Origin of the sequence: Kribbella sp. (assembly GCF_035687465.1) — a bacterium.
Classification (GTDB): domain Bacteria; phylum Actinomycetota; class Actinomycetes; order Propionibacteriales; family Kribbellaceae; genus Kribbella.
Genome location: NZ_DASRXP010000675.1, coordinates 1 through 4,185, shown reverse-complemented (window position 1 = coordinate 4,185; position 4,185 = coordinate 1). Strand labels below are relative to the sequence as shown.

5 protein-coding genes are annotated in these 4,185 nt (G+C 66.9%); 4 read left to right on the top strand and 1 reads right to left on the bottom strand.

Translation table 11 applies throughout. The features are described from left to right. Positions 1 to 203: tetratricopeptide repeat protein (locus tag VFG33_RS36190; protein ID WP_325057540.1), on the top strand; the 203-nt coding region annotated here is incomplete at its 5' end. Here the strand turns inward: VFG33_RS36190 and VFG33_RS36185 are convergent. Then, a complete protein-coding gene (locus VFG33_RS36185; protein ID WP_325057539.1) occupies positions 200 to 646 on the bottom strand; it encodes a MarR family winged helix-turn-helix transcriptional regulator in 447 nt (148 codons plus the stop codon). The two genes, VFG33_RS36190 and VFG33_RS36185, sit on opposite strands and share 4 nt — an antisense overlap. Before the next feature lie 99 nt (positions 647 to 745). Between VFG33_RS36185 and VFG33_RS36180 the strand changes: the two genes are divergently transcribed. The 3 genes from VFG33_RS36180 to VFG33_RS36170 are packed head-to-tail and all read left to right on the top strand — an operon-like array spanning position 746 to position 4,060. Further along, positions 746 to 1,726, top strand: a complete 981-nt coding sequence (locus tag VFG33_RS36180; protein WP_325057538.1) for an SMP-30/gluconolactonase/LRE family protein — start codon at positions 746 to 748, stop codon at positions 1,724 to 1,726. Positions 1,727 to 1,777: 51 nt separating this feature from the next. Then, positions 1,778 to 2,659, top strand: a complete 882-nt coding sequence (locus tag VFG33_RS36175) for a MurR/RpiR family transcriptional regulator (RefSeq protein ID WP_325057537.1) — start codon at positions 1,778 to 1,780, stop codon at positions 2,657 to 2,659. A 36-nt stretch (positions 2,660 to 2,695) separates the two neighbouring features. Then, the gene (locus VFG33_RS36170; RefSeq protein ID WP_325057536.1) at positions 2,696 to 4,060 is read left to right on the top strand and encodes a hypothetical protein; all 1,365 of its coding nucleotides are present in this window, start codon (positions 2,696 to 2,698) and stop codon (positions 4,058 to 4,060) included. Positions 4,061 to 4,185 lie beyond the last annotated feature (125 nt).

The window sequence follows — 4,185 nt, the reverse complement described above, 5'->3', positions numbered from 1 at the left end:
CGCAGATGCTGGTCGCCGATGTGGACCTGATGGGCGGGCACGTCGACGACGCCTTCGCGCGGCTGATCAAGACGATCCAGGTGACGGCCGGCGACGAGCGCAACACCGTTCGCCTGCACCTGCTGGAGCTCTTCGAGGTTGTCGGCATCAACGACGAACGCGTGATCAAGTCCCGCCGCCGCCTGATGGCAGCTCTGTTCTAGCTCTTGAGGATGGGATCGGTGGTCAGCGAGGTGGACACTCGGGCTAGTAGTGAGCGGAGGGTGTCCAGCTCGTCGGCGGTGAAGGCGGCGGCGAGGCGGCGTTCGACGGCGGCGGCTCGCTCGTCCGCCTGATCCAGCGCCTTGCGGCCCGTCGGCGTGGTCCGGGTCTCGATCACATGCCGGTGCAGCGGGTGCGGCGTGCGTTCGACCAGGCCCGCCGCCTCGAGATTGCGCAGGATTGTCGTCATCGTCTGTGGGGTCACCAGACAGCGACGGGCCAGCTCGGCCGCTGAGATCCCGGGCTGGTCGTCCAGTACGAACAGCGCCGCGTACTGCGGAACCGTCAGGCCGGCGGGCTTCACCGCGGCCGTCTTCGCGCTGTTCAGTTCCTGTTCGACCCGCTTGAGGTGGCTCCCGAGCCGTTCCTCGAATGACATCCGCATGAGGTCCATCGTACGAACGCCGTCACTGATATGTGCATTGACAAGCATCAGAGCCCTGATTAATGTCTGTGCTCGTATCCAAGTGAGGGAGGGGTTTCGATGTTCCGACGAACAGCAATTGCTGCCGCTCTGCTGGTGGCAAGCACCGCCATCCCGGCGCAGGCGTCCGCAGTACCGGCTGCGCAGCAGGGGTGGCCGCGGACGATCAGTGGGGAGACGGCCGATCGGTATCCGGAGGGGATCAGCTGGGATCCGACCCGGCAGGCGTTCCTGGTCGGGTCGCTGGCGACCGGGCGGGTCAGTGCCGTCGACCGGTCCGGCCGGTCGCGGGTCGTCAGTGAGGCGCCCGGGGTGTCGACCTTCGGCCTGCACGTCGACACGGCCCGCAACCGGTTCCTCGTCACGTACGCCGACATGGGGGTCGGCGAGAACTCGTCAGAGGCGACCGCGAACGTGCAGTCCGGCGTCGCGATCTACAACCTGCGAACCGGTCGCCTCGAGCGCCGCGTCGATCTCAACACCCCGCGACTGAATCCACCGGGAGGCAAGCACACTGCCAACGACCTCGCCATCGATCAGCGCGGCAACGCGTACGTGACCGATCCGTCGGGCGACGCGATCTACAAGGTCACGCCGGACGGGAAGGCGTCCGTCCTGGTGCGGGATGCGCGCTTGCAAGGCGAGACGATCGGGATGAACGGCATCGTCTGGGATCCGGCCGGCTACCTGCTGGCGGTTCGCTACGACAACGGCAAGCTCTACCGGATCTCGCCGCACGGTGCGATCACCGAGGTGCGACTGGCGCAGCCGCTGCTGGGCGGTGACGGTCTCGCGTTCACGGCCGATCGCAAGTTGGTTGCCGTCACCAACAAGCTCGGCGCGGCCAGCGTCGAGGCAGTCACCGTACTGCGCAGCTCCGACGGCTACCGCTCAGCGCAGGTCCTGACTGGTCAGGCCTGGCCGATCCCTGGCCCGACCACGATCGCGATCAGCCCGTACGGCGCATACGTCCTGAGCGGCCGCCTCGAAGTACTGCTGAGCGGCGGTGAATCGGACGAGTTCGATCTGCGACGCTTCTGATCGGCTGTGAACTGTTGACAGCTGTGGTGATTCATTCTGAGAATCATTCACATGAGTGCTGCCGAGTCGCCGCCGCCGAGTCTTGAGGCGAGGATTCACGGGCTGCTGCCGGCCCTGAGTCCGGCGCAGGGCCGGATCGCGCAGGAGGTACTACGTGATCCGGCCGCGGTGGCGACGTCGACGATCGGCGAGGTGGCTGCGCGGTGCGGCACGTCGCTGCCGAGCGTCACGCGGTTCTGCCTCGCGCTAGGACTCAGCGGGTACGCCGAACTCCGGCTGGGCCTGGCGGCAGAGGGCGGGCGGACCAGTAGCAGTTGGGAGCGGGGGACAGGCTCCGAGGTCGGACCAGACGACAGCCTGGACGACGTACTCCGTACCCTCCTCCGAGCGGATACCCGTGCACTCGAGGACACCGTGGCCGCGTTGGATGTCGCAGCACTCGGCCAAGCCGTCGAGGCGATCTCCGATGCTCGCCGGATCGACATGTACGCCGTCGGCGGATCCGCCGCGGTCGCGGAGGATCTGCGGCTGCGGTTGCACCGGATCGGTCGTGGCGCGAACAGTTGGAGCGACGTCCACAACGCGCTGACGAGTGCCGCTCTGCTGGGTCCGGGTGATGTTGCCCTGGGCATCTCCCACAGCGGCGAGACCATCGAAGTACTGGAGCCATTGCACCGTGCTCGCAGTCAAGGTGCGCTGGCGATTGCCATTAGCAACTACCCACGATCACCACTGGCCCGGGCCGCCGACGTCGTCCTGGTCACCTCAGCCCGCGATGTCACCTTCCGGACCGGCGGTCTGGCCGGCCGGCATGCGCAGATGATCGTGCTCGACGCCATCTACCTCGGTGTGGCCCAACGTGACTACCCGTTGGCCAGCGAGGCCTTCGACCTGACCGCCCAAGCAGTCTCGCCCCACCGCCGTTCCCGCTGACCACACTCGCAACCCCCAACCGCCCTTGGAGGAACCATGCAGAGCCCTCACAAGACCCTGGGTCCCAGCCGTCGCACGCTCCTGATCGGTGCCGGCGCAACTGTCGCGGCGTCCGCCCTCGCCGGCAGCGGACAAGCTGTTGCCGCTGGCAACACAGAGACCCTGGCGATCCCGTCGCCGGACACTTTGCCCTTGACGGGTGGGCCGGAATTCCCGGTCGGGCTGTTCTGGCCGCCGCATCCGTATGCCAGCACGCCGCAGCGGTTCGCGGAGATCGCCGAGGCCGGGTTCGACTTCGTCATCTCCGGCAACTACGCGGGCGACGGCAACATCTTCCAGTACCAGCTCGACCTGGCCCGGACGGCCGGGCTGCAGATGCTGATCTCGGACGACATCCAGATCCGGAACATGGCGCGCTGGTTCTCGATCTCCGACAACCCGGCCGACTTCCTCAGCATCACCCCGGCCGAGGCGCGGGAGTTCTACACCCGGGCCCGTGATGCCTACGGCCCCTATTCCTCACTGGCTGGGTTCAACTTCTACGACGAACCAGGCCCCGGCTGGTTCGGCACGCTGGCGAAGGCGCTCGCCGTGTCACGGGAACTGGCGCCACAGTTGCTGCCCTATGTGAACCTCTTCCCGTCCGACGACCCGGCGTACTATCGCGACTTCGTCGACGTGGTGAAGCCGTCGCTCGTGTCGTTCGACCGGTACCCGTTGCTGTCCGAGGGCCGGGAGGATGTGAACTACTTCCACAACTGGGCGATCGTGCGCGACGCCGCGCTGCGTGGTGACGTCCCGGCCTGGGTCTTCATCCAGACCCTCGCCTACAACGGGCATCGCGAACCGACCGCGGCCGAGTTGCTCTGGCAGGTCAACATCAGCCTCGCCTACGGCGCGAAGGGCATCCAGTACTTCACCTACTGGACGCCCGAGGCGGCTCGTGGCGAAGGCTTCGGCCCGGCGCTGATCACCGTCGACGGCAAACGCACCGCCCGGTACGCCGCCACCAAGAAGATCAACACCACCTGGCTCCACCAGGTCGGCCGCGAGCTCAAGCCCTTGGTCTCGGAGTCCGTCGTCCACGCCAACGAGACCCCGCTGCCGAACGGCACGATCGGCTTCACCCCGACGGACCTCGTCTCCGGGATCTCCGGCCAGCCGGTTGTCGTGGGCACCTTCCGCAGCCGCGACACAACTGTCAAGGATCGTTGGCTCCTCGTCGCGAACCGCTCCCACAGCACCACCACCCGCGCGACGGTGACGGTCAACCCGGACAAGGTCTACGGCGTGGACGTCTTCACCCCCATCTCGAAGAAATACGCCGGCGACCGTGGCAGCGGCGTACCGGTAAATCTCGCCCCAGGAGCAGCGACGCTGCTTCGGTTGAAGGTCACCTGATCGGCGGTCGTGGGTAGAACTAACCATGCCGCCTGCCGATGCGATGGCCACGGTTGCACGCCTAGCGTGCAGCCATGGCGCGCACCGACTCCGAGCATTTCGAGACAGTGGTCATCGGCGGCGGT